At 66.4% G+C, this 23396-nt stretch carries 19 protein-coding genes, 1 tRNA gene and 1 other RNA gene; 7 read left to right on the top strand and 14 right to left on the bottom strand.

All coding sequences use genetic code 11. The annotated features are described in order from the left end of the window. Positions 1–28 precede the first annotated feature (28 nt). From pyrC to IB236_RS11005, 4 genes are all read left to right on the top strand, one after another. Positions 29–1069 carry a dihydroorotase gene (gene pyrC / locus IB236_RS11020; RefSeq protein WP_192420737.1) on the top strand — a complete coding sequence of 347 codons (1041 nt, stop codon included), beginning with the start codon at positions 29–31 and terminating at the stop codon, positions 1067–1069. Next, positions 1054–1827 (top strand): DUF3025 domain-containing protein, encoded by a 774-nt coding sequence (locus tag IB236_RS11015; RefSeq protein ID WP_192420735.1) that lies wholly within the window; start codon positions 1054–1056, stop codon positions 1825–1827. Before pyrC ends, IB236_RS11015 begins: the two co-directional genes overlap by 16 nt. A 186-nt stretch (positions 1828–2013) precedes the next feature. Continuing rightward, positions 2014–2892: a protease HtpX gene (gene htpX, locus IB236_RS11010; protein ID WP_056745306.1), complete on the top strand. Its 879-nt coding sequence runs from the start codon at positions 2014–2016 to the stop codon at positions 2890–2892. A 229-nt stretch (positions 2893–3121) separates the two neighbouring features. Then, the gene (locus IB236_RS11005; RefSeq protein WP_116748910.1) at positions 3122–4696 is read left to right on the top strand and encodes a methyl-accepting chemotaxis protein; all 1575 of its coding nucleotides are present in this window, start codon (positions 3122–3124) and stop codon (positions 4694–4696) included. Positions 4697–4715: 19 nt separating this feature from the next. On the opposite strand, the gene IB236_RS11000 is transcribed toward IB236_RS11005, so the two are convergent. Then, entirely contained in the window at positions 4716–5780 is a 1065-nt protein-coding gene (locus IB236_RS11000; RefSeq protein WP_192420733.1) for a GlxA family transcriptional regulator, read from the bottom strand. A 123-nt stretch (positions 5781–5903) separates the two neighbouring features. Between IB236_RS11000 and IB236_RS10995 the strand changes: the two genes are divergently transcribed. After that, positions 5904–7247, top strand: a complete 1344-nt coding sequence (locus IB236_RS10995; RefSeq protein ID WP_099731246.1) for an amidohydrolase — start codon at positions 5904–5906, stop codon at positions 7245–7247. A 34-nt stretch (positions 7248–7281) separates the two neighbouring features. Here the strand turns inward: IB236_RS10995 and IB236_RS10990 are convergent, their stop codons facing one another. The 12 genes from IB236_RS10990 to IB236_RS10935 all read right to left on the bottom strand — a co-directional run bounded on the left by IB236_RS10990 (position 7282) and on the right by IB236_RS10935 (position 19776). After that, complete coding sequence (locus IB236_RS10990; RefSeq protein ID WP_099731245.1) at positions 7282–9000, bottom strand: NAD(P)/FAD-dependent oxidoreductase; 1719 nt, start codon at positions 8998–9000, stop codon at positions 7282–7284. A 189-nt stretch (positions 9001–9189) separates the two neighbouring features. Beyond that, positions 9190–10257, bottom strand: a complete 1068-nt coding sequence (locus tag IB236_RS10985; protein WP_192420731.1) for a lysylphosphatidylglycerol synthase domain-containing protein — start codon at positions 10255–10257, stop codon at positions 9190–9192. Between the two features lie 17 nt (positions 10258–10274). After that, entirely contained in the window at positions 10275–11513 is a 1239-nt protein-coding gene (gene clsB, locus IB236_RS10980; protein WP_099731243.1) for a cardiolipin synthase ClsB, read from the bottom strand. Beyond that, positions 11510–12283: an endonuclease/exonuclease/phosphatase family protein gene (locus IB236_RS10975; protein WP_192420729.1), complete on the bottom strand. Its 774-nt coding sequence runs from the start codon at positions 12281–12283 to the stop codon at positions 11510–11512. The genes clsB and IB236_RS10975 overlap by 4 nt, the downstream gene beginning before the upstream one ends. A 189-nt stretch (positions 12284–12472) precedes the next feature. Beyond that, on the bottom strand, positions 12473–13390 hold the full coding sequence (gene cysK, locus IB236_RS10970; protein ID WP_192420727.1) for a cysteine synthase A: 918 nt from the start codon (positions 13388–13390) through the stop codon (positions 12473–12475). 125 nt (positions 13391–13515) lie between these two features. After that, positions 13516–14592 carry an RNA 3'-terminal phosphate cyclase gene (gene rtcA, locus IB236_RS10965; RefSeq protein ID WP_192420725.1) on the bottom strand — a complete coding sequence of 359 codons (1077 nt, stop codon included), beginning with the start codon at positions 14590–14592 and terminating at the stop codon, positions 13516–13518. Then, complete coding sequence (locus IB236_RS10960; protein WP_192420723.1) at positions 14589–15443, bottom strand: nucleotidyltransferase domain-containing protein; 855 nt, start codon at positions 15441–15443, stop codon at positions 14589–14591. The genes rtcA and IB236_RS10960 overlap by 4 nt, the downstream gene beginning before the upstream one ends. Before the next feature lie 60 nt (positions 15444–15503). Further along, positions 15504–16247: an abortive infection family protein gene (locus tag IB236_RS10955; RefSeq protein WP_192420721.1), complete on the bottom strand. Its 744-nt coding sequence runs from the start codon at positions 16245–16247 to the stop codon at positions 15504–15506. Positions 16248–16258: 11 nt separating this feature from the next. Then, complete coding sequence (locus IB236_RS10950; protein ID WP_192420719.1) at positions 16259–17482, bottom strand: RtcB family protein; 1224 nt, start codon at positions 17480–17482, stop codon at positions 16259–16261. Positions 17483–17504: 22 nt separating this feature from the next. Then, positions 17505–18245 (bottom strand): hypothetical protein, encoded by a 741-nt coding sequence (locus tag IB236_RS10945; RefSeq protein WP_192420717.1) that lies wholly within the window; start codon positions 18243–18245, stop codon positions 17505–17507. 27 nt (positions 18246–18272) lie between these two features. Beyond that, positions 18273–19412, bottom strand: coding sequence for a slipin family protein (locus tag IB236_RS10940; RefSeq protein WP_192420715.1), 1140 nt, complete (start codon positions 19410–19412; stop codon positions 18273–18275). Positions 19413–19703: 291 nt separating this feature from the next. Beyond that, positions 19704–19776: transfer RNA gene (locus tag IB236_RS10935), tRNA-OTHER, on the bottom strand. Between the two features lie 343 nt (positions 19777–20119). Here IB236_RS10935 and rtcR point away from each other — a divergent pair. Together rtcR and rnpB are read left to right on the top strand one after the other, a co-directional pair. After that, positions 20120–21754 (top strand): RNA repair transcriptional activator RtcR, encoded by a 1635-nt coding sequence (rtcR, locus tag IB236_RS10930; protein WP_192420713.1) that lies wholly within the window; start codon positions 20120–20122, stop codon positions 21752–21754. Between the two features lie 10 nt (positions 21755–21764). Beyond that, an RNA gene (rnpB, locus tag IB236_RS10925) (RNase P RNA component class A) lies at positions 21765–22104 on the top strand. 66 nt (positions 22105–22170) lie between these two features. On the opposite strand, the gene IB236_RS10920 is transcribed toward rnpB, so the two are convergent. Further along, the gene (locus IB236_RS10920) at positions 22171–23394 is read right to left on the bottom strand and encodes a M48 family metallopeptidase (RefSeq protein ID WP_192420711.1); all 1224 of its coding nucleotides are present in this window, start codon (positions 23392–23394) and stop codon (positions 22171–22173) included. Positions 23395–23396 lie beyond the last annotated feature (2 nt).

Here is a 23396-nt window from a genome sequence, read left to right as displayed (position 1 = left end):
GCATGTCCGCAATGGGACAATGACGCCCATGACTGCAGCCCCCCAAACCCTCACCATCACCCGCCCCGACGACTGGCACCTGCACGTGCGCGACGGCGAGCCCCTGCACACCGTTGTGCCCCACACCGCCGCCCAGTTCGGGCGCGCGATCATCATGCCCAACCTGCGCCCGCCGGTCACCACGGCCGAGCAGGCCCTGGCCTACGAGCAGCGCATCCTGGCCGCCGTGCCCGCAGGCATGCGCTTTGAGCCGCTGATGACGCTGTACCTGACCGACAACCTCCCGCCCGAAGAAATCGTGCGTGCCAAGGCCGCAGGCGTGGTGGCCTGCAAGCTGTACCCCGCAGGCGCCACCACCAACAGCGACGCGGGCGTGACCGACCTGCGCAAGACCTATAAAACGCTGGAAGCCATGCAGAAGGCCGGCATGCTGCTGCTGGTGCACGGCGAAGTGACCAGCAGCGACATCGACCTGTTCGACCGCGAGGCCGTGTTCATCGAGCAGCAGCTCATCCCGCTGCGCCGCGACTTCCCCGAGCTGAAGATCGTCTTCGAGCACATCACCACCAAGGACGCGGCCGACTACGTGGCCAGCGCCGACCGCTTCACCGCCGCCACCATCACCGCGCACCACCTGCTGTACAACCGCAACGCCATCTTCATTGGCGGTGTGCGCCCCCATTACTACTGCCTGCCGGTGCTCAAGCGTGAGACCCATCGCGTGGCCCTGGTGCAGGCCGCCACTAGCGGCAGCAGCAAGTTCTTTTTGGGCACCGACAGTGCACCGCACCCGGCGCACCTCAAGGAGCACGCCACCGGCTGCGCGGGCTGCTACACCGCCCACGCGGCCATCGAGATGTATGCCGAGGCATTCGACAACGCGGGTGCGCTCGACCAGCTCGAAGGCTTCGCCAGCTTTCACGGCCCGGACTTCTACAGCCTGCCGCGCAACACCACCACCATCACCCTGCGCCGCGAGTCGTGGACACCGCCCGACAGCTTTGCGTTTGGCGAAGCCGAACTCAAGCCCCTGCGCGCCGGTGAAGCCCTGCCGTGGCGGCTGGTGTAAGTCCGCCCTTCGACGCCATCGACTGGAGCGCCCCCTGGCTGGCGCCGTGGCGCGGCCTGGGCCAACCCCTGGCCCAGCAGCTGTTGCAGGAGGACCCATCGGTGCACCAGGCATTGCAGACCGCAGCGCCGCAGGGTGCTCCCGTGGTCTTTGTGCCCCAGTCCGCGCTGCCCGAAGGCACCGCCTACGAGCAGTACATCTGGGACACCCGCCGCGTGCCCACGCGCGACAACCTGCACGACTTTTTCAACGGCCTGGTGTGGTTGCGGTTTCCGCACACCAAGCGGCGCCTGAACCAGCTGCAGGCCCAGGCCATCGCCGCCGATGGCGTGCAGGCCGTGCGCGGACCGCTGCGCGATGCACTCACGGTGTTTGATGAAAACGGAGCGCTGTTGCAGGCGCCGGATGCCCTGTGGGATGCGCTCCGCGCGAGGGACTGGCAGCGCCTGTTCACCGACTTGCGCCCGCTGTGGGGCCAGGCCCGGCTGGTGCTGTTCGGGCACGCACTGCTCGAAAAGCTGGTTTTTCCGCGAAAACCCATGGTGGCGCACGTATTTCATGCGCCGGCAGCTATTGATTCCATAGCGGAGGTGGATGCGTGGCTGGCAGGGCAGGTGGAGGCCTCGGCATGGTCCAGCAAGCCCTTCACGCCGCTGCCCGTGCTGGGCGTGCCCGGCTGGTGGCCGGCCAATGCAGCGCCGGGCTTCTATGCCGATGCGCAGGTGTTCCGGCCCTTGCGGGCCGCGGCGGTTTCGTAATTCCCGCCAAGGCTTGTGTGATAAGGCCCCGGCCGGGGTTTGCACCTACCATAGCGCGATGAAATCGCGGCCATGGGGGGCTGCCACGGCCTCGCCGCCTGGAGACTGGCGCTTGAAGCGGCGCCCCCGGCCCCCATCTGAGCCAGCAAACACTCGTTGTTGTTTACCCCACGGAGAAACCATTCCATGAAGCGGATCCTTTTGTTTGTGATGACCAACCTGGCCGTCGTTGTCGTGCTGGGGGTGGTGGCCAGCCTGCTGGGCGTGAACCGCTACCTCACGGCCAACGGGCTCAACCTGGGCGCGCTGCTGGGCTTCGCGCTCATCATGGGTTTTGGCGGCGCGATCATCTCGCTGCTCATCAGCAAGCCCATGGCCAAGTGGACCTCGGGTGTGCGCGTGATCGACGGCTCCGGCTCGCCGGACGAGCGCTGGATCGTCGAGACCGTGCGCAAGTTCGCCGACCAGGCCCAGATCGGCATGCCCGAAGTCGGCATCTTTGAAGGCGACCCCAATGCCTTTGCCACGGGCGCGTTCAAGAACTCGGCCCTGGTGGCGGTGTCCACCGGCCTGCTGCAGGGCATGACCCGCGACGAGGTCGAGGCCGTGATCGGCCACGAAGTGGCCCACATCGCCAACGGCGACATGGTGACCATGACGCTGATCCAGGGCGTGATGAACACCTTCGTGGTGTTCCTGTCGCGCGTCATCGGCTACGCGGTGGACAGCTTCCTGCGCAAGAACGACGAGAACAGCTCGGGCCCCGGCATCGGCTACTACGTGACCACCATCGTGCTCGACATCGTGCTGGGCTTTGTGGCCGCGATGATCGTGGCCTGGTTCAGCCGCCAGCGCGAGTTCCGCGCCGACGCGGGCGCAGCCCAGCTGATGGGCCGCCGCCAGCCCATGATCAACGCGCTGGCCCGCCTGGGTGGCATGCACCCCGGCGAGCTGCCCAAGAGCGTGGCGGCCATGGGCATCGCCGGTGGCATTGGCAAGCTGTTCAGCACCCACCCGCCCATCGAAGAGCGCATTGCTGCGCTGCAAAACGCACAGCAGCAATAAACCGAACCGCCTCAGGCGCAACGCCTGATCAGCCCCGAGGGCCGCCACAGTCTTGCACTGTGGCGGCCTTTTTGTTGGTGCGTGGCGGCTGTTGCTTTGGCGCTCCGGCAGGGTGTGGCCTGTTGTGGGCCGGCTCAAGGACTTGTAACCTTTTGTCGATACATTCCCAACGCCTGCCACCCCCAGCGGCTGTCCCGCGTTGCCCCATTCACCCTCACGAGAGCCTCCCATGTCCATCTCCCACGCACGTGTTGCTGTCCGCCTGGCCCTGGCTTTTGGGGTGGTCTGCCTCGTCATGTCCCTGTCGGCGGCGGTGGGCATCTGGCGGCTGGCCGGGCTGCAGGACATTGCGGACGACCTGGGCGGTGCGTCGTCCGAGCGCGCGTTGCTGGCGCGGGAGCTGCACGCCATCGTGGTGCTCAGCTCCGCCCGCGCCGAAACGCTGCTGGAGATCGACAACAACCCCGACTACGCGGCGCGCATCGACGCCGACCGCAAGACCACCTCGGCCCGCTCGTCCGAAGTGCGCAAGCGCCTGGACGAGCTGGCGGCAGACCCGGAATCCCAGGCGTTGTTCGATGCCATCGACAAGGCCGGCAACGGTTTTCGCACGGTGCGGGACGACCTCGTCAAGCGTCGGAAGGCGGGCGAGGCTTTGCCGCCCGACGCCATTGCCAAGCAGCTGCGTCCTGCGGCAGACGCCTACGCCGCAGCCGTGGACAAGCTGGCCGAATACCAGCGCCAGCGTGTGGCCGAAGCGCGTGCCGCTGCCGCCCGCAGCGAAAGCCAGGGCATCACGCTGCTGGCGGCGGGCTCGCTGGTGGGCTTGCTGCTGAGCCTGGCCTGCGCCTGGCTGCTGTCGCGCTCCATCCTGCAGCCCCTGGCCCATGCGTCCGAGGTGACCGACCGCATTGCCGAAGGCGACCTCACTTCCCCCGTGCCCGCGCCGCAGGCGGGCAACCGCGACGAGCTGCAGGCCCTGCTGGCGCGCCTGGGGGGCATGCAGGCGCGGCTGGCCGAGCTGGTGGTGGGCATGCGCCAGGCCAGCACCTCGGTGGCCGGTGCCAGCAGCGAGATCGCGGCAGGCAACAGCGACCTGTCGGCCCGCACCGAGCAGACCGCCTCCAACCTCGAAGAGATCGCCGCCAGCATGGAGGAGCTGCTGGCCACCGTGCGCCACAGCGCCGACGCGGCTGCGCAGGCCAGCACCCTGGCCACTGGCGCCAGCAGCGTGGCCCAGCGCGGGCGCGAGGCGGTGGACCGCGTGGTGGGCACCATGGACGGCATTGCGCTGTCGTCGCGCCGCATTGCCGACATCACCAGCGTGATCGATGGCATTGCGTTCCAGACCAACATCCTCGCGCTGAATGCGGCCGTGGAAGCAGCCCGTGCCGGTGAGCAGGGCCGTGGCTTTGCGGTGGTGGCGAGCGAAGTGCGCAGCCTGGCGCAGCGTTCCGCCACGGCGGCCAAGGAGATCGGGGGCCTGATCAGCGACAGCGTGCGGCAGGTGGACGAGGGCACCCAGCTGGTCCACGCGGCAGGCGGCACCATGGGCGAGATCGTGAACTCGGTGCAGCAGGTGGCCACCATCATTGGCGAGATCAGCACTGCGGCGCGCGAGCAGACCACGGGCCTGAGCCAGGTGGGTGAGGCGGTCTCGCAGCTCGACCAGATGACCCAGCAGAACGCCGCGCTGGTGGAGGAGTCCTCGGCCGCCGCGCAGGGGCTGCGGGTGCAGGCGCAGCAGCTGGCCGAGCTGGTGGAGGCGTTTCGCCTGCCTTCGGGGAACGCGCTGCCTCGCTAGGCGAGAGAACGCCGGGCTTTCACGTCAGATCCACCCGCCAGCGCCGCCGGGGCGCACGCAGTGCGTGGCGCTTGCGGTACTCCCCCGGCGCCATGCCGGTGTAGCGCACAAAGATGCGCCGGAACGCCGCCGGGTCGGCATAGCCGCAGGCCGTGGCAATGCTGGGCACGCTCTCCAGCGTCACCTCCAGCAGCACCTTGGCGCGTGCGCAGCGCAGGCTGTGCAGGTGGTCCAGCGGCGACTGCGACAGCTCCAGCTGAAAGTGCCGCAGCAAAGTGCGCGGGCTCACCGCCGCCGCCTCGGCCAGCCGGGCCAGCGAATAGGGCTCGTCCAGATGGGTCTCCATCCAGGCCATGGCGCGGGCCAGGGTGCTGTCGCGCGTGGCGGGGATGTGTTGCTGCGCGTTGGCCTGCAGCGCAGCCCGGGCGCGTTCGTGGTCGGGCCGCAGCACGCTGGCACAGGTCTGGGCCAGCGCGTCACCCAGTGCGTGGCGCACCAGGGCGATGGCCATTTCTCCCAGGCTGTGGGGCAGCGCACAGCTGAGCCAGAGGCCGTCATCGGTCAGGTCGTGGCCGGCATCGAGGTCGATGTCGGGAAAGTCGCGCTCAAACCCGGCCAGGTAGAACCACGGCAGGCCGCAGCGGCGGCCCTGCAGGCGCCCGCTCTGCGCCGCCAGCCAGGCCCCGTTGCCGACGGTGAGCACCTTGTGCCCGGCATCCAGCGCAATGCCGATCTGGCGCGAGAGGGCGCGGTGGCGCGACGCCACGCTGCGGATGGCGGGGATGTCGGCGGCGTGGAAGGAGGGAATGAACCAGGCGAATGCCGGCCCCTCGGCAGGTGCCGCCGGGGGCTGCGTGTAGGCCGCCAGCGGGCCCGGCTGGTGCGCCAGCGGCTGGCCTTGGGCGTCCAGCAGCCGCCAGGCCAGGCGGGGCGAGCTAGCGCCGCCCCGCAAGCCGGCCAGCAGATTGGCGCTGCGCAAGAGGTCGATGAACTGCAGTGCGTTGCCCACTGCCGATTCGGGCAGCAGCGGGATGTCGATGCGAAAAACCGGCGCCGTCGCAGATGGGACAGAAGAACGGGGCATGGCGATATTGGCTCTGTGGATGGCCATTTTCGCTTGTCTGCAGCGTGGGGTGGGCTCTTAGCATGAACGTGCGTTTTTTTGCCGCGTTCCTTTTTGTTTTCACTTCCTGCACGGATCTGTCTCATGCACAAACCCCTCTCTGCCATCTCGCTGGCCACCGGCCTGCTTCTCAGCGGGCTGACGTTCGCATCGTCCGCCCAGGCCCAGGCCCTGGACGCCGCCGGCCTGCAGGCCATCGATGCCGCCGTGACGGCCGTGGCGCCCAAGATGGTCAACTGGCGCCGCGACATCCATGCCCACCCCGAACTCTCGGGCCAGGAAGTGCGCACGGCCAAGCTCGTGGCCGAGCACCTGAAGAAGCTGGGCATGGACGTGCAGACCGGCGTGGGCGGCACCGGCGTGGTGGGCACGCTCAAGGGAGGCCTGCCCGGCAAGGTGGTGGCCCTGCGCGCTGACATGGATGCCCTGCCCGTGCCCGAGAACACCGGCCTGCCGTTTGCGAGCAAGGCCAAGGCCAACTACCTGGGCAAGGAAGTGCCCGTGATGCACGCCTGTGGCCATGACGCCCACACCGCCATGCTGATGGGCGCGGCCGAGGTGCTGGCGGGCATGAAGGCGCAGCTGCCGGGCACGATCAGGTTCATCTTCCAGCCCGCCGAAGAGGGCGCGCCCGTGGAGCCCGACGCCAACGGCAAGGTGCCCAGCTTCGGCGCCAAGGCCATGATCGAAGCCGGTGCGCTCAAGGACGTGCAGGCCATCTATGGGCTGCACATCACCTCCAACCTGCCTGGCGGCGTGGTGGGCTACCGCAGCGGCCCGCTGATGGCCGGGTCGGACAACATCACCATCCATGTGGAAGGGCGTGGCGGCCATGGCTCGTCGCCCTGGGCCACCATCGACCCCATCGTGGCCGCCAGCCAGGTGGTGATGGGCCTGCAGACCGTGGTGAGCCGCCAGCTCAACATCAGCCAGGAACCGGCCGTGGTCACCATCGGCCAGATCCAGGGCGGCACCCGCTACAACATCATCCCCGACAAGGTGGAGATGATGGGCACGCTGCGCACCTTTGACGAAGACATGCGCCAGGAAGCGCTCAAGCGCATCACCACCACGGCCGAGTCGATTGCCGCCGCCAGCGGTGCCAAGGCCAGCGTGCGTTTTGGCCCCGTGGCCTACCCCGTGACCACCAACCCTGCGCCGCTCACGCAGGCCTCGCTGCCCGCGCTGAACCTGGCCATGGGCGGCAAGACGATGGTGATCCCGAAGGTGGCAGGGTCGGAGGACTTCTCGGAGTTCCAGAAGGTCGTGCCGGGCTTCTTCTACTTCCTGGGTGCGCCACCCAAGGGCAAGGATTTCGCCAAGGCCCCGCCCAATCACTCTGCGCTGTTCGACATCGACGAAGACCAGTTGCCCGTGGGCGCCCGCTCGCTGGCGGCGCTGGCCGTGGACTTTTTGCAGCGCAAGTAAGCGGTGCCCCGGGCCGGCACCGCCAGGAGGCAGGTCAGCCCGCTGCGCCCAGCAGGCTCCGGGCCACGGCCTCGCCGACCTTGATGCCATCCACGCCGGCGGACAGAATGCCGCCCGCGTAGCTGGCGCCTTCGCCCGCCGGGTACAGGCCCGGCGTGTTCAGGCTTTGCAAGTTGTCGCCGCGCCCGATCTTGAGCGGCGACGAGGTGCGTGTCTCCACACCCGTCAGCACCGCGTCGTGCATGTCAAAGCCCTTGATCTTGCGGCCGAACACGGGCAGCGCCTCGCGCAGCGCCTCGATGGCGTAGCCGGGCAGGGCGGCGTGCAAATCGCCCAGCGCCACGCCGGGCTTGTACGAGGGCTCCACGCTGCCCAGCTGGGTCGAAGGCTTGCCCGCAATGAACTCGCCCACCAGTTGGCCCGGTGCGCTGTAGTCGCGCCCGCCCAGCACAAACGCATTCGATTCGAGCTGGCGCTGCAGCACGCTGCCCGACAGGGGGTGGAACTGTCCGGCGGGCAGTGCTTCCACGCCATAGGTCTGGCCCAGGTGGGTTTCAAACGCCTGCGCGCCCTGCGGGTAGTCGCGGGGGTCGATGCCCACCACCATGCCCGCGTTGGCATTGCGCTCGTTGCGCGAATACTGGCTCATGCCGTTGGTCACCACGCGGTGGGGCTCGCTGGTAGCGGCCACCACGGTGCCGCCGGGGCACATGCAAAAGCTGTACACCGCGCGGCCATTGGCGGCGTGGTGCACCAGCTTGTAGTCGGCTGCGCCCAGCAGCGGGTGGCCTGCGTGGCGGCCCCAGCGGGCGCGGTCGATCACGCCCTGCGGGTGCTCGATGCGGAAACCGATGGAAAAAGGCTTGGCCTCCATGGCCACGCCACGCTGGTACAGCATGGCAAAGGTGTCGCGCGAGCTGTGGCCCAGCGCCATCACCACATGGTCTGCGCGCAGCTCGGTGGTCTCGCCCGTGGCCTGGTTCAGCACCTTCAGGCCGCGCAGGTGGCGCGCACCGCCTGTGCCTTCGATGATCACGTCGGTCACGCGCTGCTCAAAGCGGATCTCGCCGCCCAGCGCAATGATCTGCTCGCGCAGGTTTTCCACCACCTTCACCAGCTTGAAGGTACCGATGTGCGGGTGGGCGACATACAGGATTTCTTCGGGCGCACCGGCTTTGACGAACTCGTTCATCACCTTGCGGCCCAGGTGACGCGGGTCCTTGATCTGGCTGTAGAGCTTGCCGTCGCTGAACGTGCCGGCGCCGCCCTCGCCAAACTGCACGTTGCTTTCGGCATGCAGCTCGCGCTTGCGCCACAGGCCCCAGGTGTCCTTGGTGCGTTCACGCACGGTCTTGCCGCGCTCCAGCACGATGGGCTTGAAGCCCATCTGAGCCAGCACCAGTGCCGCAAAGATGCCGCAGGGGCCAAAGCCCACCACCACGGGGCGCAGGGGCAGGTCGGCAGGCGCCTGGCCCACGGGGTGCCAGGCCATGTCGGGCGTGGGCTGGATGTGCGGGTTGCCTGCAAACTTTGCGAGCAGCGCGGCTTCGCGTTCAGGCTGGGCGAGCGTGATGTCCACGATGTAGACCGCCAGCAGGTCGGCCTTGCGTGCGTCAAAGCTGCGCTTGAAGACGTGCAGGTGGGCAATGTCGGCGTCTGCCAGGCCCAGAATGTGGGCGGCAGCGGCGCGCAGGGGCGCCTCGGGGGCTTCGGCCACGGTGAACGGCAGCCGGATTTCGGAGAGTCGGATCATGGTCTTGCGGGCCCGTGTCGATCGGGCGAAAAGCAATAGCGTGGGGCCGGGATGATACGGGGTCCGCGCAGCGGGCGGAACCCCTGTCGGACCGAGTTACCGGGGTATCGGGCGGCAGGGCTATATAAAAATGATAGCAACAAGGCCAATATGCACTAGCGCATCTGGCACTTTTGGCTGAAATTCTGACTACGGAGTGCGCTGCATGCCTTGCGCAGGCCCCTGGCGCCAGCGCAGCTCGGCCACACCCAGTGCCACGGCGGCCAGCACCAACGGCCCAAAGTAGTACAGCGCCCGGTAGGCCAGCAGTGCCGCCAGCACCTGTTCTTGCCCCAATGCGTGGGTGGCCAGCAGCGCCACGCCCACGGCCTCCAGCACGCCCAGGCCCGCAGGCACGCGCAGCACCAGCCCGGCCACGGCGCCCAGCAGCACTGTGGCCAGGGCGGCGGGGTAGGCCACCTGGTGTTGCAGCACCGTCCACAGTGCGGCGCCCATCAGCATCCAGTTGGTGGCCGATGCCGCGATTTGCCACAGCGCCACGGGCCAGTGCGGTAGCGGAAACGCATGGCCGCGCAGCGTGAGCGCGCGGCCCCTGCGCACCGCGCACAGTGCCAGGTAGGCCAGCGGCAGGCCGCCCAGTACCGTGCCGCCCCAGTGCCATTGCCAGGGCGCTACCGTCCACCCGGCCACTGCCGGTGGCTGCCACAGCCATGACAGCACGCCTGACAGCATCAGGTAACCCACCCAGTTGGTCACGATGCTGGTGCCCACCACCTGGCCGATGGTGCCGGGGTCCACGCCGCGCCGGTCGTACAGCCGGTAGCGCACGCCCACGCCGCCAATCAGCGAGCCCAGGTTGAGCGTGAACGGATAGCTTGTCATGGCAATCGCCAGCGTGGTGCCGCGCGTCAGGCGGTGGCCGCTGCAATGGCGCCCCACCCAGTCAAAGCTGCCGTAGGTGAAGTGGCTCAGCAGCGCCAGCGCGCCGCCCAGCGCCAGTGCGGTGGCGGGCAGGTCGCGCAGCGCCTGCAGCACGGCGGGCCAGTCCACCGAGCGCGCCTGCCGAAAGATCAGTCCGGCCACCACCGCAAAGAAGGCGAGGGCGAGCCCCCGGGTGAGCCAGGGCCACCAGGCTTGCTGCGGCCAACGGCGCCAGCCGCTGGGGGTGTGGCGGTTGCTGCTTCTGCGGGATGGCGCCTGCAGGGCGTCGGTGGCGCCGCCCGCCTGGGTGTCCGCGTGCAGCGTGGGGGTGGCCATGGTGGGCGCCTGCCGGCTCAGGTGGCGGGGCTGCCAGTGGGCTCTGCCGCACCCGCCCCCGGGTTCGCGAGCGTGATCTGGGGCTCGTGGCGGGGCAGCCAGCCCGCCCATGCGGGGAACCAGCGCAGCAGGTGGAACACCGCATAGCTGCGCAGCAGGCGCAGGCCGTTCCAGCGGCTGGGGGCTGTGGCTTGCACCTGCTTGCAGCTGTGCTCCATCAGGTGCGACAGGCGGCGGTGCAGGTGGGCGTTGAAGGCGCGGTCCTGGATGATCACGTTGGCCTCGAGGTTCAGCGACAGGCTCAGCGGGTCAAGGTTGCTGGAGCCCACGGTGGACCAGTCTTCGTCCACCAGCGCCACCTTGCCGTGCAGCGGGCGGTCGCAATATTCGTACACCCGCACGCCTGCGCGCTGCAGGTGGTCGTACAGCAGGCTGGCTGCCGTCTTCACGATGGGCATGTCGGGCTGGCCTTGCAGGATGATGCGCACATCCACCCCCCGTTTCGCGGCGCGCCGCATCTCGCGGATGAACCGGTAGCCCGGGAAGAAGTAGGCGTTGGCAATCACCACCCGGCTGCGCGCTGCGCGCAGGGCCACGCGGTAGTGGCGCTCGATGTCGTTGGTGTGCTGCTGGTTGTCGCGTGTCACGAACATGGCATGGGCCGTGCCAGCGTGCGGGCGCCCGGTGATGCCTGCGGCCTGGTGGCGCTTGCGGTCCTGGCGGCTGAGCACGGCCTCGCGGGTGAAGTGGTGCATCTGCGCCACGATGGGGCCGCGCACCTGCACGGCATAGTCCTGCTTGGCTTCGGGGCCAAAGTCGGCCACATGGTCGGCCGAGTAGTTGATGCCACCAATGAACCCCAGGTGCCCGTCCACCACCACGATCTTGCGATGCATGCGGCGCAGCAGGTTCAGCCGCTGGCCCAGGAAACGGCGGCCCGGGTCAAAGATGCGAAAGTGCACGCCGGCCTCCACCAGGCTGCCGACAAACTGGTCCGACAGATCGGGCGAGCCAAAGCCGTCCACCAGCACATGCACCTCCACGCCCCGCCGGGCGGCCGCCAGCAAAGCGGCGTGCAGCTGTTGGCCGATCTTGTCCTCGAACAGGATGAAGGTTTCCAGCATGACCTCGCGCCGGGCCTCGGCAATGGCCTGGAACACGCGGGGAAAGAACTCCTCGCCGTTTTCGAGCAACTCGAAATGGTTGCCGGGCACCCAGCGGGACGAGCGTGGCGCGCGGAAGGTAGGGCGTTTCATAGCAGGATCTCCGCAGCCAGGGGCGCATGGTCCGAGAGCTTGTCCCAGGGCTTCTTGGGCAATGCCAGTGGAGAGTGCACGGTCGCGTTGCGCACGTAAATGCGGTCCAGCGCCAGCAGCGGCATCGCCGCCGGAAACGTGCGCACCGCCCGGCCAAAGGCCTGCACAAACACTTCCTGCAATCCCGCCTCGTGCTGAAGCACCCGGTGGGCACGGTGGCGCCAGTCGTTGAAGTCGCCCGCCAGCACCACAGGCTCGTGGGCGGGAACGCTGTTGACCAGATCGCACACGCGGCGCAGCTGGTGTTGCCGGTGCGACTCCTGCAGGCCCAGGTGCACACACACGGCATGCACCGGCAGGTGGTGCCCGGGGGGCTGCAGCACACAGTGCAGCATGCCGCGCCGTTCGGGCCCGCTCACCGAGATGTCGTGGTTCTCGTAATGCGTGATCGGAAACTTGGACAACAACGCATTGCCATGGTCGCCGTTGTCATACACCGCATTGCGGCCGTAGGCGTATTGCGACCAGATGGTGTCGGCCAGAAACTCGTAGTGCGGAACCTGCGGAAAGTTGGCGAACCGGCTGGCGTGCCGGTGGTGCGTGCCCAGCACCTCCTGCAAGAACACCAGGTCGGCCGCCACATCGCGCACGGCCTCGCGCAGCTCGTGCAGCATGAAGCGCCGGTTGAAGGTGGTGAAGCCCTTGTGCACGTTCACGGTGAGCACCTTGAACGCAATAGGCTGGGAGTCTGTCGCGGAGTTCGGGGCCATGGGCAGTTGCAATCGTTGGGGGGGGGGCTCCGGCGAAATCACCGCAGAGGTGGGCCGGTGCGAACACTGATTGTTCTGGCCTGCGTGCCCCGCCGCTGTAGGACGGCTGGCCGTGGCTTTGTGCTGCGCAGCCCAAAAAAAAGGGGCCCCGAAGGGCCCTGGTGTGAGTGCGCTGCGTGCCAGCGGCCATCAGGCCGGCAGGAAACCTTCCACCGACAGGTAGCGCTCGCCCGTGTCGTAGTTGAAGCCCAGCACCTTGGCGCCTGCGGGCAGCTCGGGCAGCTTCTGGGCAATGGCGGCCAAGGTGGCGCCGGACGAGATGCCCACCAGGATGCCCTCTTCGCGCGCAGAGCGGCGGGCGTATTCGCGGGCCGGTTCGGCATCGACCTGGATCACGCCGTCGAGCAGGCTGGTGTCGAGGTTCTTGGGGATGAACCCCGCGCCAATGCCCTGGATGGGGTGGGGCGACGGCGCGCCGCCCGAGATCACCGGCGAGGCCGTGGGCTCCACCGCAAACACCTTGAGTTGGGGGAACTTTGCTTTGAGCACCCGCGCCACGCCTGTGATGTGACCACCCGTGCCCACCCCCGTGATCAGCGCATCAATGCCGTCGGGGAAATCTGCCAGGATCTCCTGCGCCGTGGTGCGCACATGGATGTCGATGTTGGCGGGGTTCTCGAACTGCTGCGGAATCCACGAGCCGGGCGTCTGCGCCTGCAGCTCTTGCGCGCGGGCGATGGCGCCCTTCATGCCTTTTTCGCGCGGGGTCAGGTCGAACTGCGCGCCATAGGCCAGCATCAGGCGGCGGCGTTCGATGCTCATGCTGTCGGGCATCACGAGGACGAGCTTGTAGCCCTTGACGGCCGCCACCAGCGCCAGGCCAATGCCGGTGTTGCCCGAGGTGGGCTCGATGATGGTGCCGCCGGGCTTGAGCGCGCCCGATTTCTCGGCGTCTTCCACCATGGCCAGCGCAATGCGGTCCTTGATGGAGCCGCCGGGGTTGCTGCGCTCCGACTTCACCCACACATTGGCGCCGGGGCCGAACAGGCGGTTGATGCGCACGTGGGGCGTGTTGCCAATGGTCTGAAGAATGTTGTCAACTTTCATGGCGTCTCCTGTGAGGTGTCGGATGGGTCAAAGGGAAGGGGTGTGGTGCGCATTCTGAACCACTTGTTCTACGGCCCTGGTCATATGGATATAGCCAGGGTATGGGTCCATGCCGCGCTGGCCCTTCAGGGCACGGGAGATATCTCAACGTGCATTGCATCCTCTGAGGGGGTGATCTGAACCTGAACCGGCAAGCCTAGCGCGATGGTCTGCGCATTGGTAACCGTGTGCTGCGTAACCTTGGTGCAGGTGTAGCGCGCGGCCTGCCCACTGCGCCACACAGACAGGGCCAGCGGCAGCATCCACTGGTCCGCCAGGTGCGGGCCCAGCGCGCCGGTGCTGCGCTGGTAGGCGCGCACCTCGTCCACCAGCCGCTTGGCAACCTGCTCGGCCGACAGGCTGCGCTCGCCCAACTGGCAAAACACCTCGGTCACCTGCGCATACTCCAGCGTGGCGATCAGCGCATTGCCCGGGCCCTCGTTCTGGCGTGTGGATGGCTGGCGCAGTTGGCCGGCCTCGAACGTCCACCCCATGCGCTGGCCCAGCGCCTCCAGCTCCCGCGTGGCAATGTGGCGCGCCAGGCCGGGTGCCAGTGCCTCGCCCCAGCCGTTTTGCAACGGGCCGCGCTCCAGCACATCCACCGGCGCCAGCGGCTGCGTGGTGGCGGTGGCGGGCATGATGTGCGCCACCAGCTCGCCGCCCCCGGCGGGGTAGAAGCCCCGCCGCTGCAGTTGCAACTCCAGCCCCACACCCAGCCGCCGCACCAGCGGCGCAAAGGCGCGTTCCAGAAAATCAAACGGCGGCGCCATCGGGTTGTGCGTGCCACCCGCCAGCTCGACCTTGCTCGGGCCATCGGCCAGCATCAGCGCGGGCAGCACCGTCTGCAGCACCAGCAGGCAACTGCCTGCCGTCGCGATCTGAAAACGGTAATCACCTGCACGCACGTTGCCGGGTGTGAACACCAGCGTTTGCGAATTCAGCTCCGCGCCTTCGGCCTGCCCGCCGCACACGGCCACCGCCGCTTGCACGCAGGCCAGGTGCTGGCGCATCAGCCCCGGCTTGGGCCGCCCCGCACGGATGCGCGTGATGTGCAGTGGGCGGCCGGTGACCATGGACAGGGCCAGGCCGGTGCGCAGGATCTGGCCGCCGCCTTCGCCGGTGGAGCCGTCGAGGGTGAGGGGCGTCACAGCGAGTTCCGTCATGGCGATACCTGCGCCGTACCCACGGGGCGCTTGCTGAACTGCAGCACGGTGTCATGCAGCAAGGCGTCCAGCGCGGCGTGCCCAGGCACGGGCAGCGGCTGCACGGGCTCCGCCGCATTGCGGGCCAGCTCGGCCTCGATGAACGCATGGATGCCGGGCCAGCGGGGGCTGGTGGCCGCTTCGCCAGCGCGCATCTTCACCTCCAGCAGTGCGTTGATCTCATCGACCAGCGCCGCATCCTGCACGGGGTGCAGCGTGTGCTGGGCCAGTTCGGCAAAGCGCATGGGTGGCACGCCGGGTTGTGTGCGTATCCACCGCGCGGCAAGCAGGGGGCGCAACACGTACAGGTACTTCTTGTAGCGCACCTCGTCGGCCTGCAGGTGCTCTCGAAAGTTCTTCTTGGCCATGGATGCGTAGTGGTGCCAGCCCTTGGCGTTGGAGAACACTCGCGCTGCCAGCGTGCGGAACTGCGCCATGGTGTCTGCCTCTTCGCGGTAGACGATGGGTGAGCCCAGCCATTCGAGCAGCGTGGGGTTGGACTCGCGCAGCAGGGCCAGGGCCTTGCGAAGGTCCCAGCCGTTCACGTCCAAGTCCCCGCTGATCGGCAGCTCGATTACGTCGCGGCCTGGCGCTACGGTCAGGTACCAGGGCAGGCGGTTCACGTAGATGAAGCGCACGTCGTAGTCGCTGTCGGGCGAGGCAAAGCCCCAGCCCCGGCTGCCGGATTCGCAGGCAAAGAGCACCGTCACGTCGTGTGTGGCTTCGATGTCGCGCAGGGCCTGCAGCACCTGCGTGCGCATGTGGGGCTCCACCGGGTGGGCGGAGCGCAGCATTTCTTTTTGTACAGGCATTGAATATCACTTGTTGCGGACGATGCCGCTGCTATTTGTTGCGCCAACTTCTCAGCGCGTTCAGGTGGATAGCTCCCTCCGAGCTTCGTGTGTAGACAGTAAATAGACTGCCAATGCTCCGGAAAGGTTTACAGCCAGTTCTGCGTGCCTAGCCGCAGGGCGCGTACCTGCCTTGCCTTTCCCGTGAGCGTCTCCCAAGCGGTTACGTAACGCTGCCAATCCTTCAACGATCGCACTACAGCCGCCCAAGATTTGCTTGAAAACTTGTTCGGTGTGTTGCGAGGGCGCGAGCCGCAGCTCTTCCGCTGTTAGCCGATACAGCTTGTTCATGTCCGGGTTATCGTTGTGTGGAACGCCTCGTTCATCCAAGATCTGCTTGCAAACCGATTCCATCAGTGTGCGAGCTACGGTGATCGCTCCCTCGGGGTCTGACGCACGACGATCTAGCGCTTTTGACCAGATAGCTTGTGCGTATGTGCAATCCAGCTTCTTGACCGCTCCGGTGACTAGTGCGTCCGATGGAGACTCAGCTTCAAATTCACTCGCTTCTAACAAAGGCCTGAATTCGCTCCATATGAACTCCCTGCGCTCCGCATAGGTTGCGCACTTGCCCTTTATGAGTTGCCAAAACTGGGTGAGACTTCTGCACGTCCGAACAAAACTCGGAATCAGTGCATCGAATTTCTTTTCGGACAACACTGATTGCCTCAGTCTCGTGTAGTTCGCTTCCTCTTCCATGCTCCCTGTAGCTTTCGCAACGAGCAGGTTTTGCAGTGCTTCCACTTGTTCGCTGTAAACATTCATTGCATTTCCCTTTACCCTTTTACACACACCACTTGCTTTAGCGTGTACACCACCTCCACCAGGTCTTCCTGCGCCGCCATCACCGCGTCGATGTCCTTGTAGGCCATCGGAATCTCGTCGATCACATCCGCGTCCTTGCGGCATTCCACGCCTTCGGTGGCCTTGATCTGGTCTTCCACGGTGAACAGCTTCTTGGCCTTGGTGCGGCTCATGGTGCGGCCTGCGCCGTGGCTGCAGCTATTGAAGCTCTCGGGGTTGCCTTTTCCGCGCACGATGAAGCTCTTGGCCCCCATGCTCCCAGGGATGATCCCCAGCTTGCCTTGCTCGGCACTCACCGCGCCCTTGCGGGTCACGAACACGTCTTGCCCGAAGTGCGTTTCGCGTTGCACGTAGTTGTGGTGACAGTTCACCGCCTCAAGGTGCGTCTCGAACGGCTTGGTGATCACCTTGCGCAGCGCGGCAATCACGCGGCCCATCATCACCTCGCGGTTGGCGGCGGCAAACTTTTGCGCCCACCCCACGGCTTTCACGTAGTCGCCGAAGTACTGCGCGCCTTCCTCGAAGTACGCCAGGTCCTTGTCCGGCAGGTTGCGCTGGTTCACCTCGGCGTCCTTCTTGGCCAGCTCGATGAAGTGGGTGCCGATGGCGTTCCCCACACCGCGCGAGCCCGAGTGCAGCATCACCCACACGCTCTGGTGTTCGTCCAGGCAGATCTCGATGAAGTGGTTCCCCGTCCCAAGCGTTCCCAGGTGCTTGTAGTTGTTGGTGTTCTTGATGCGCGGGTGCGCCTCGCAAATTTCCTCGAACTCATCCACCAGCCCCGCCCAGGCGCGGTCGGTTTCAGCGGGCGGCGTATCCCAGCTTCCCTTGTCGCGGCCAAAGCGCTTGGGCGTCATGCCTACCGGAACGGCGCGCTCGATGGCGGCGCGCATGCCTGACAGGTTGTCGGGCAGGTCGCTCGCAGTCAGCGTGGTCTTGCACGCCATCATTCCACACCCCAGGTCCACCCCCACCGCGGCGGGGATGATGGCCTTGAGGGTGGGCACCACCGAGCCAATGGTGGCGCCGATTCCCAGGTGCACGTCGGGCATCACCGCCACGTGCTTGAACACGATGGGCAGGCGGGCAATGTTGCGCAGCTGGGCCTTGGCGTCGTCTTCCACGGGCACGCCGTTCGTCCACATCTTCACGGGAACGCCGTTGGGGACTTCGAGTTGTTCATAGTTGTTGTTCATATTGTTCTTTCGTCTTTGTTGTTCATTGAACCATTCCACGCGCTGCGGCTTGCGCATAGTTTTTCAGTTCGTCGTCGTTCTTCACCTGGCGGATGAAGGCATCCATGTGTGCCTGCAATTCCTGGTGTCGGTTTAGGCGGTTGCCCTCATGGCCGATCCCGTGCAATGCCGATACCTGTGCTTCGCGCCAGGGCATCGCCAGCATTTCGCAAAAAACCTTCCACATCGCGTCGCACCATTCGGGAGCGTGCTTGGCGTTCCAGAACGAGGGCCACACGTCAAACCACATGTAGCTCACGAAGTAGAGGCGGTCGCTTCGGCTGCCAATCGCGCTCTGCTCGGTGCTCAGGCGCGGCCCCAGGCAATCGCGCCATAGGGTGGGCAAGGCCCGCACCATGCGCATGGCATCAACCAGGGGCACGGATGGGGCGTTGACCATGTGCGGAATGTCTCCGGCGTTGTTGCTCATCACATGGTTCAGGCCCATGCCGACCTGAGCGTCACTGTAGGGCGCCAGGTCGTTACCTGCGTTGGCGAACAGCACTGTCTGGATGTGCGTCCATTGCAGCGGTGTGGCTTCGAACACGGGCTCTTCGATGTCCCAGTACCACTCCTGACCGCTCTTGTCGGGTACGGGGCGGTCGAACAGGTAACTCAGGGCCGCGTTGTAGACCGCTGGGTCGAGGCCAATGGATTCGCAGGTGACCGCAGCGTTGTCCCGCCGCTGGCGCTTTTCGCGGGGCGTCAGTTTTTTGTTCTTCATCGCATTCCTCCTCGCGCTTTGCTCACCTCAGCGCATCTTCACCAATCCATTCAACACCTGGTCCAGGCCACCAAACACCGAGATCTTGTCGATGCGTTCAGCCACGCGCTCCAGCGTCTCCAGCTCCTTCATGCGCAGGGCGACAGGGTTGTCCTCCATCACTTTCGCGGTGTTGAGCAGCGAGCGCGTGGCGGCAGTTTCCTCGCGGCGGCGGATCACGTTGGCCTCGGCCTGCTTCTGGGCCTGCACCACCTGGGTCAGGATGGTCTTCATCTCGCCCGGCAGCACGATGTCCTTCACGCCCACGCTCTCCAGTTGCATGCCGTAGGGCAACAGCTTGGCGGCCATGTGTGCGGTCACCACGTCGTCGATCACCGTCTTGTTCTCCAGCAGCTCATCGAGCGTGCGGGTGCCCACGGCGGCGCGCAGCGCAAACTGCAGCTCGCGGTACAGGTGGTCGGCAGGCTTTTGCAATTGGGCAAAAGCGCGCAGCACATCGGTGTAGCGGTAGGTGGCGCACAGGTTCAGGCGCAGGCTTACCTTGTCGCGGGTCATGATGTCCTGGCCCGATACTTCCACGGCTTGCAGGCGCAAATCCACCATCTCCACTGCCACAGTGCGGCCATATTTCCAGAAGGCGTAGGTGCCAGCCGTGAGCAGGCGCTCGACCTTGCCGTCCACCGTCAGCAGCGCGCACTGGCCCTCGGGCACCTGCACCTGCAGCACACCGGCCAAGCCGGTCACGCTGCGCTGGCGCAGCTGGGTTTGCGTCAATCGTGCCACCAGTGCGGCGGGCAGTTCAGCGCCCGCTTGCAGGTCCACCACTTGCACGCTCACCTCCACCAGGCCTTTCCAATAAAGGCGGCGGGTGCCGGGCGGCAGGATCTCGACCAGCACGCCGTTTTCGCTGCGCAGGCCCACTTCGGTTTCCGACAGGTTGACCTGCACAAACTCGGCGGCCACCGTCGCGGGCTCTTGCGCCATCAGGTACTCGGCCAGGCCGTGGGTGAAGGCGGGTTGTTCCAGGGCGAAGGTCTCCACGCGCAACTGGTCGGTGCCCGCAAACAGCCAGTAGGTGCCGCTGCGCAGCACGCGGTCAAAGCTGCCGTTGCGCAGCAGTAGGGCGCGTTCGTTCTTCTTGACGGTGGCGCGTTGGAACATCTTCATCAGCATCTCTTTTTCCTCTCTCTTCTTCGTTGTCGTATCGGGTTGCCGTTACAGCGATGGCGGGGTGCCAGGGGGGGGCCGCCTGGGCCGTGCAGTGCGCCGTGGTGGCTGCCCCCATCCCCAGCGGGAATGGCGGCAGCGCGGCTGGCTGCGGGCGCGGGCTGTGCCGGGTGCTGGCACAAACCGCCACCGGCTGACGGGGTGAATCCCTTGCGGTCGCTGCGCAACCTCGGGGCCTCTCCCCGCGTTCGGCGGGTGGTCTTTCGACCGGTACTTCCAATCAAGGTCTTGCGACCGTGGGCAGGAATCGAACCTGCGACAACCGCCTTTCGGCGGGGCTCTACCAGACTGAGCTACCAGTGGTGGCACGCCTGGAGTCGAACCAGACACTTCCTTTCGGGGTGGTCACCACGACCGTGCCGCTACCCAGCGTTGGCGATGTGCGGCATGCAGAACATCAACAGAACCCGAAGGCCCCGGACGCCCGGCACCGGTGGGGCGAACATTTGTCCTAACCCCAGCCTGTGAGCGGTCACCGCTTGCGCTGGATGCTTCTTCTATTGCCAGATGTGTGCCAGCTTGTGGCGAGTGGTATTCAACTTGCGCAAGCTGTTGATTTGTATGGCTATATTTTTGTTTTCCGAAATCGGTGTGGCATGCGCTTGTCAAAATAACTAGAATGAAAGCTAGTTAAATAGACAAAATAAATGCGCAAAAACAAGGTGGTCATGGGGTTCCTTGGCACCCAGCTCGACTCCGGCCGGGGCGCGGGGCGGTGGGAGAAGTGGCGCCCCACCGTATCGCTGGTGCAGCATGAGGACGTGGTGATCGAGCGGCTGGAGCTGCTCTACACACCACCGCACCGCGAGCTGGCCCACCAGGTGCGCGCTGACATGGCGACTGCCTCGCCCGAGACCACGGTGAACCTGGTGCCGCTGCCCATTGCCGACCCGTGGGACTTTGGCGAGGTCTATGCCCAGCTGTACGACTGGACGCAGGCCTACCGCTTTGACACCGAGCGCGAGGAGTACTGGACGCACATCACCACCGGCACGCACGTCGCGCAGATCTGCCTGTTCCTGCTGGTGGAGTCGCGCCGCATTCCGGGTGTGCTGGTGCAGACCTCTCCGCCCAAGCGCCAGCAGATGGGCAACCCTGGCAGCTACACGCTGATCGACCTGGACCTCTCGCGCTACGACGTGATCGCGCAGCGCTTCGGCGCGGAGCAGCAGGATGCGGTGCAGTTCCTCAAAAGCGGCATTGCCACGCGTAATGCGCGCTTCAACGCGCTGATCGACGAGGTGGAGCGGGTGGCGGTGCGCTCGCGCGCACCCATCCTGTTCACCGGGCCCACGGGCGCAGGCAAGTCGCACCTGGCGCGGCGCATGTATGAGCTGAAAAAATCCCGTCACCAGGTCGAGGGCGAATTTGTGGAGGTGAACTGCGCCACGCTGCATGGCGACGGTGCGGCGTCCACGCTGTTCGGCCACAAGAAAGGTGCGTTCACCGGCGCTGCGGCCGACCGTGCGGGTTTGCTGCGCACGGCGCACAAGGGCGTCCTGTTTCTGGACGAGATTGGTGAGCTGGGCCCGGACGAGCAGGCCATGCTGCTCAAGGCCGTGGAGGAAAAACGCTTCTACCCCCTGGGCAGCGACCGCGAGGTGGAGAGCGACTTTCAACTGGTGGCTGGCACCAACCGTGACCTGCGCACCGAGGTGGCGGCAGGGCGCTTTCGTGAGGATCTGTTTGCGCGTATCAACCTCTGGAGCTATGTGCTGCCGGGCCTGGCCCAGCGACCCGAAGACATTGAGCCCAACGTGGAGCACCTGCTGGTGCGTGCGGGCACGGAACTGGGACGCAGCGTGCGCTTTTCCAACGAAGCGCGCGCCGCCTACCTGCGCTATGCCCAGTCGCCTGAAGCGTTGTGGACCGGCAATTTCCGCGACCTCTCGGCCAGCGTCACACGCCTGGCCACGCTGGCCGACAGCGGTCGCATCGGCCTGCCCCTGGTCGAGGCCGAGATCGCCCGCCTGCGCTGGCTGTGGCAGCCCGCCAGCGATGCGCGCAACGGGCTGGCATCTGCAACAGGGACGGTGGGACGCGACGAACTCGCGGCCCTGCTGGGCGACGAGGGGGTGGAATCCATGGACCTCTTCGACCAGCTCCAACTGGCGGCGGTGCTGCAGGTCTGCCGCCAATCGCGCACTTTGTCGGACGCGGGGCGCCTGCTGTTCCAGGCCTCGCGCACGCAGCGCACGGTGGTCAATGACGCGGACCGGCTGCGCAAGTATCTTGTGCGCTTTGGTCTGGACTGGGATCGCGTCGCGGCCGCTGGGCGATAATCCCACCCGTGAAGCACGCCAGACCGCCGCTGGTGCAATCTGGGAAACCAGGCACTGGAGGAACGTCCGGACTGCACAGGACAGCGTAGCAGCTAACGGCTGCCCACCGTGAGGTGAGGATCAGAGCAACAGAGACGAGTCCCGGGGGAGTGCCGCAAGGTAGACCACTGGGGGTGAAACGGGCAATCTCTACGCGCAGCAATACCAAGTAGGCCAACGTTGATGTGGTTCCGCAGAGTTGGCGGGTAGGTAGCACCGAGCCGTGGTGGCGACACCCGGCCCAGATTAATGGCGGTCACACTGCGGGCAACCGTGGTGCACAGAATCCGGCTTATCGGCGCGCTTCACACTTTATTTCCACCCCGACTCGCCAAGGGTCGTGTGGTGAGCACGCCGCCCCTGTGGCGCGGCTGTGTTCAGTTTTTTGCGCAATGGGGTGCTTGCCCCCGCTCCAGCTCTGTCGCACGCTCCACCGTGTCGGGGTGGCTGCTCAGCAGCGACCAGACAGGGTGCGAGCCGATCTCCTGAGCCACCTTGCGCTGGCGTACTGCATCGGGTGTGCTGGCCCCGGAGGAGGGCGCCGATGCCGAGGTGGTCGGGCCCTTGCCCTGGTCTTTTTTCTGGGCCTCTTCGTTGTCCTCATCGCGCGCAATCGCCAGCAGCAGCTGGCCCATGGGCGCTGTGGGCAGTGCGGCGTGGCGCATGACGGCGATGGCGTAGCAGTCAGCCTCGCGCTCATGGCTGCGGCTGTAGGCCAGGCCGGTCAGCAAGGATGCACCCGTAGAAACGATGCCGGACACATCGCCCAGTGCCAGCCCCAGGCCCATGTTGAGCACGCCCTGCTGCACCACCATGCGCGTGGTGTGGCGCTGCACCACGTGGCCGACCTCGTGGGCCAGCACGCCCACCAAGGCGTTGTCGTCTAGGCCCTTGTCGGCCGCTGCCTTCACGATGCCGTCGGTCATCACGATCTTGCCGCCGGGCAGCGCAAAGGCATTGGCACCCATGCCGGATCGGAACTCCAGGGACAAAGGCGGCCGGTAGCCGGAGTAACGCTGCAGGCCAGGGGGCGTTTGCTGCACCAGGGCATCAAAACGCGCCTTGAGCTGGTCTTGTCGCTCCTTGGGCAGCTTGCTGGGCTTCAGGGTGCCGTTGTCCATCTGCTGGAGCACGTTCTCGGCCACGCTGGTCTCCCAGCTGATGGGCACAAACCGCGTGAGCTGCGTGGCCGCCCAGGGTGTGCCGTAGCGGTAGAACAGCGTGAGGCCAATGACGGCGGCGGCCGTCACGCCCAGCAGCACGGGCCAGCGGGTCTGCATGCGTTGTGCGATGCCGGGGCGCTCGCCCGCTGCTGCCAGGGCGGCGCGCCATTCGGTCACTGCATCGATCTCCACGCTGCCATGGTCGCGCAGATCGACGACCACGCGGGGTTGCGGCTTGCGCTCGTTCCAGGCCTCGGGCCAGCCCACCTGTTTCCAGGCAAAGACCACAGGCTCGGCCCCGGGCTGCGAGAGCGGGTGCAGCACCAAGGAGGGGCCTTGCGGCGTGGGCCGCAGGCTCACCACCACGGGCCGGGCCTTGCTGCTCTGGCCATCGAACCAGCGTCCGGGGACGAGGGCTGGGTGCGCAGGTGCCGACATGT

Origin of the sequence: Acidovorax sp. ACV02 (assembly GCF_014851475.1) — a bacterium.
In the GTDB taxonomy this organism is placed as follows: domain Bacteria; phylum Pseudomonadota; class Gammaproteobacteria; order Burkholderiales; family Burkholderiaceae_C; genus Acidovorax; species Acidovorax delafieldii.
This window is presented reverse-complemented; position numbering and strand designations above follow the sequence as displayed.

What these genes read in the sequence shown, in the direction of transcription:
- pyrC (WP_192420737.1), top strand. Translation starts at nt 29, where the DNA reads ATGACTGCAGCCCCCCAAACCCTCACCATCACCCGCCCCGACGACTGG.
- htpX (WP_056745306.1), top strand. Translation starts at nt 2,014, where the DNA reads ATGAAGCGGATCCTTTTGTTTGTGATGACCAACCTGGCCGTCGTTGTC.
- IB236_RS11005 (WP_116748910.1), top strand. Translation starts at nt 3,122, where the DNA reads ATGTCCATCTCCCACGCACGTGTTGCTGTCCGCCTGGCCCTGGCTTTT.
- IB236_RS11000 (WP_192420733.1), bottom strand. Translation starts at nt 5,780, where the DNA reads ATGCCCCGTTCTTCTGTCCCATCTGCGACGGCGCCGGTTTTTCGCATC.
- IB236_RS10995 (WP_099731246.1), top strand. Translation starts at nt 5,904, where the DNA reads ATGCACAAACCCCTCTCTGCCATCTCGCTGGCCACCGGCCTGCTTCTC.
- IB236_RS10990 (WP_099731245.1), bottom strand. Translation starts at nt 9,000, where the DNA reads ATGATCCGACTCTCCGAAATCCGGCTGCCGTTCACCGTGGCCGAAGCC.
- IB236_RS10985 (WP_192420731.1), bottom strand. Translation starts at nt 10,257, where the DNA reads ATGGCCACCCCCACGCTGCACGCGGACACCCAGGCGGGCGGCGCCACC.
- clsB (WP_099731243.1), bottom strand. Translation starts at nt 11,513, where the DNA reads ATGAAACGCCCTACCTTCCGCGCGCCACGCTCGTCCCGCTGGGTGCCC.
- IB236_RS10975 (WP_192420729.1), bottom strand. Translation starts at nt 12,283, where the DNA reads ATGGCCCCGAACTCCGCGACAGACTCCCAGCCTATTGCGTTCAAGGTG.
- cysK (WP_192420727.1), bottom strand. Translation starts at nt 13,390, where the DNA reads ATGAAAGTTGACAACATTCTTCAGACCATTGGCAACACGCCCCACGTG.
- rtcA (WP_192420725.1), bottom strand. Translation starts at nt 14,592, where the DNA reads ATGACGGAACTCGCTGTGACGCCCCTCACCCTCGACGGCTCCACCGGC.
- IB236_RS10960 (WP_192420723.1), bottom strand. Translation starts at nt 15,443, where the DNA reads ATGCCTGTACAAAAAGAAATGCTGCGCTCCGCCCACCCGGTGGAGCCC.
- IB236_RS10955 (WP_192420721.1), bottom strand. Translation starts at nt 16,247, where the DNA reads ATGAATGTTTACAGCGAACAAGTGGAAGCACTGCAAAACCTGCTCGTT.
- IB236_RS10950 (WP_192420719.1), bottom strand. Translation starts at nt 17,482, where the DNA reads ATGAACAACAACTATGAACAACTCGAAGTCCCCAACGGCGTTCCCGTG.
- IB236_RS10945 (WP_192420717.1), bottom strand. Translation starts at nt 18,245, where the DNA reads ATGAAGAACAAAAAACTGACGCCCCGCGAAAAGCGCCAGCGGCGGGAC.
- IB236_RS10940 (WP_192420715.1), bottom strand. Translation starts at nt 19,412, where the DNA reads ATGAAGATGTTCCAACGCGCCACCGTCAAGAAGAACGAACGCGCCCTA.
- rtcR (WP_192420713.1), top strand. Translation starts at nt 20,120, where the DNA reads ATGCGCAAAAACAAGGTGGTCATGGGGTTCCTTGGCACCCAGCTCGAC.
- IB236_RS10920 (WP_192420711.1), bottom strand. Translation starts at nt 23,394, where the DNA reads ATGTCGGCACCTGCGCACCCAGCCCTCGTCCCCGGACGCTGGTTCGAT.